This window comes from Erythrobacter westpacificensis (assembly GCF_039542285.1).
Lineage (GTDB): Bacteria > Pseudomonadota > Alphaproteobacteria > Sphingomonadales > Sphingomonadaceae > Alteraurantiacibacter > Alteraurantiacibacter westpacificensis.
The window spans coordinates 1-3,734 of record NZ_BAABHV010000030.1 but is presented as its reverse complement, the minus strand read 5'-3'; the positions used below and the strand labels follow the sequence as shown (position 1 = coordinate 3,734).

The window sequence follows — 3,734 nt, the reverse complement described above, 5'->3', positions numbered from 1 at the left end:
CAGCAGCCGCCTGATCGGCGCAGAGCGACAGCCTACCTCTGACTGCCGCCAATCTTTGCAACAGAGCCGCCGCCCGCATTGGTCAACAAGATGGCCATGGATGCCCGCGATAAGGCGCGGATATACTTGGGCCGGCAACAAGCGACTGAATAACCTGGCGCGCGGGTTTACCCCTATCTCGCGCCGTCATCAAAAATCCGAGGGTGCGGCTCTCTTCGGTCGGAACAGGCGCTGCTTTGCGCGCGCCAAGCCATCGACAAAGAATGATCTGGCTCTGTATCCGCCGCTTTGTGGCATCATCTAGGCCAGAGTATCGCTACGCAGATTTAGTGCTGCTCGGGAGACGATTTTCCGATGCGGCCTTCCGTATGGTCAATCGCGAGGCGAGGTGACGGTGGATATTGAGCCGTATCGCCCCTCCGCTGATTAGCGGGTTCTCTGCGAGGTAGAGACGGGTCAGGTCTCCGCCTGACTGCGCCTTGAGCTACCCCCAGTCTGGCAGCAGAAAGAACAGACAGGTCAGCACCGGTGCTGTCAGTGCCATGGCGATGCCCCATTTCAGCATTGCCTGGAAGAGTTCCGGTCGCTCCTCTTCCGGTGCGGTTGCCAGGGTCAAAGCTCCGACAGTCGAGAAGGGCGTGGAGTCCACAACCGTGGACGAAATCGCAAGCGCCACGATCATGCCCGCAACGTGAATCTGCCCCATCGCCATAAACGGTACCGCAAGCGGTATCAGCACACCGAGCATGCCCGCGCTGGAGGCAACGGCAGAGGTGACCGCGCCAAGCAGGCACAACAGGAAGGCAATCAGCAATGGTGAGCCCAATCCGGCAATTTCATTGCCGATCAGGTCGACCGTGCCGTAGCGTTGCAAGGCGCCCACGAATGTCACCACACCGCATATCAGCAGCACCACCGACCAGACGATGCGGCGATCCACCTTAGACACCCTGCTCGGGAAGCAAAGGTGCAGAAAAGCGGCTGCTATCAAGGCGAGAAAGCCAATGTCGATGTTGTAAACCAGGGCCCCGACCCCGACGCCCAGGATGGCCAGCAAGGTGATGATCTGATCGGTGCGCAGCGCGCTATCCTTCGGCGTCTCGACAGGGGCGCCCCCTGTCATGGCGCTGGTCGCCGATGGCCCGCCCGATACGGTCAACGTCGCGGTCTGCCCCGTCTGGTTGCGGCGTCGCGCCAGCAGGGCTGGCCCCCCGAACATCAGGTAGATGACCACTGCCAGCCCGATGTTGTAGACCGCATTTCCGAAGAACAAGGTGAACGCCGGAATAGCTAGGCCGTTGGTTTCCGCGGCGCTGGTCACGATGATCGCCAGACCGTTCAGCGGTGAGAAGTTTCCTACGGCGGAGCCATGCATCACCATCAGGGCCGTCATGCGCCGGTCAATACCGTATCGCTCTCCGAGGCTAAGGCATATCGGCGCGAGCATAGCCACGGCAGCTGGCCCAAGCGCCCCGGCGGTGCTTGGAATGGCCGCGACCCCGAAGATAAGCCAGGGAATGGTGGCGGCCCGATCCCCTATTCGCCGAACGGCATGGTCGATGATCCATTCGATCGTCCCGTTCGACGCCGCTATGCCGAACAGGTAGGTCACGCCGACGAGAAGCACGAACAGGTCAGCAGGAAATCCCGCCAGCAATTCGCGGCTGCTCTCCCCGGCGAACAGGGTTCCAATCAGGTATGTGGCGATCAGGGCGAGTGCGCCCAGATTGACCGGCCTGACCGTCCCCAGGACGAACACCACCACGAGAGCCGCAGTGCCAAAGTAATGGATCGACAAGTCTGTCCCTCCGTTCGCGCCAGCTATCTCAGCAGGAAATGCACAAGCTCATGGGTTGCCTAGCCGCAACTCGTTGCTTCGAGTCCCTGCCGCGTCGTTGATGTACTCTTCCTGCGGCATCGAAGTGCGTCGCGAGGCAATCTGTCGGGGTCTGTAGGGAAACAGGATGCCTTGCGCTCCTGGTCTGTCACGCACCAATCCGCGATGACCGGCCAGTACCAATACTCATTCTGCTGCAGGAACCCAGGTGTGGTTATACGCACCCACGCGCCAGTCATCGAAGTCGATGAAACGCGTGTCAGCACCTTCAACCCGCTCGGAAGCAAAGCGAGTGAGGGCTTCCGGACTCGTGTCCGGCCAGGATCCGGTTTCAATCCGCGCCATCAGGGTTTCGACAGCCGTGGTGCTCTCCGCCACGGTGAAGACGCAATGCCCGGTTCTTTCAAGCAGCACCTGGCGATACAGATCGGAATTGCCCTTTTCCTCAACAAGGTCCTGATAGCCTTGCAGCACGGTGTAGGGAATTGCCCAGTCGCCAAGGCTGTGAACTCGCATGACCGGAACCTTCGGATCGCCATTGTTCGTGCGGCCAGGCTTGGACCAGAACTCAAGCGCGTAATCCGAAGCCGCTATCCGGGGCTGCGAATTGATTTTCTGGAGGTCGCTAGCAATATCGAGGCCGGCTTCGGCGTATAGCTTCTCGACGATTCCCTTCATGTTCGGCGCCGCGTTCTCGTAGAGGGCTGCATAGTCGGCGGTTTCGTTGCCCGACATCTGCTGACCCATGGCCGCGTTTTCGAACATCAACCGCGCCGTTCCACCAACATTGATGGAATTGCGGAGCGCCGACTGGACGATTAGCTCGCCCATTGCGTTCGCATCGGACGGATCAGCCAATTCGGTTCCTTCGGCCATCCACGGGGACCATTGGCCGACAGCAAACGCAAGAGCGAGGCGCGCACGGCCCTCAGCTGTTTCACCGGCTGCTTCGATCAGACTTTGCCACGGCGGGATAATTTCCGGAGCAGGCGGCATTCCCTCGACAGCGGGGTTCGGCAAATTGGCCACCAGCAAGTCCGACGCTTTCCCCAGTCCCCGGCTCTCGAAATCATCCGCAAGAAGCGACTTCATCGCGAACCAGCCATCAAGAAAACTGTTCATCATCCAAACCGGCGTGTGTGCGGACAATACGACCGCTCCATCGATCTTGTCCGGAAATGCTTCGGCCGAGGAGAGACTGACGAGACCGGCTCCAGAACAACCGTACTGCAGCACGTGATTGGGCACAGCCACCTGCTCGGCAAAGATATCCTGCACACGCTCGAGATTCTTGATCTCGTACTGGGGATCGTAGCGCCAGGGGCGCAGAGGATGGCGGGCGAGACCTGCGAACGCATACCCGCGGTTGAGCAGATCCTCGTACCGGGGCAGGGTCATCTCGAACTCTGCGTTGGTGGCAAAGTCAAGATCGCGAAGAAGGGTGCCGTTCCAGTTCTGCGGGACCTTTATGAGCCACGCTGTCCCGTCCGGCAGAGTGCCTTTCAGTTCTTCGGGCCGTTGCATGTCCTGCTCGTGTTCTGGCACCGCATCTACCTCGTTGGCCATGCCGGGCGAAACGGCGAGCGCCGCCATTAGCAATCCAGCCATACCCCATTTCCCCGAGCCTATTCGTGCCGATCGAGACGCACCCAACATGCCAAAACCTCCCCTTGTCCGAAATCGCTGAGGGGTTCCGAGCCCCGCATTTTGTGGCGGAGAGGATTATGCTTTTATACCGAAGTATGCAAGCAAGATTATACCGAAGTATGCAAGCAAGATGACCGGCGTATCCGCTGCCCGGGGTGCTCATTGCGAGTTCCGACAAAGGGCTCTGTTGCAAAAATCGTGAAGCTTGAGCATGCTTGGCGGAGATTGGACGGACGGAACGATGACGGAT

General features: G+C 59.8%; 2 protein-coding genes. Both read right to left on the bottom strand.

Features of this window, described 5'->3' with window-relative positions:
* Positions 1-484: 484 nt before the first annotated feature.
* On the bottom strand, positions 485-1,798 hold the full coding sequence (locus tag ABFX23_RS17300) for an SLC13 family permease (RefSeq protein ID WP_346034128.1): 1,314 nt from the start codon (positions 1,796-1,798) through the stop codon (positions 485-487).
* 225 nt (positions 1,799-2,023) lie between these two features.
* A complete protein-coding gene (locus tag ABFX23_RS17295) occupies positions 2,024-3,445 on the bottom strand; it encodes a hypothetical protein (RefSeq protein WP_346034127.1) in 1,422 nt (473 codons plus the stop codon).
* Between the last annotated feature and the right edge of the window lie 289 nt (positions 3,446-3,734).

What these genes read in the sequence shown, in the direction of transcription:
- ABFX23_RS17295 (WP_346034127.1), bottom strand. Translation starts at nt 3,445, where the DNA reads ATGGCTGGATTGCTAATGGCGGCGCTCGCCGTTTCGCCCGGCATGGCC.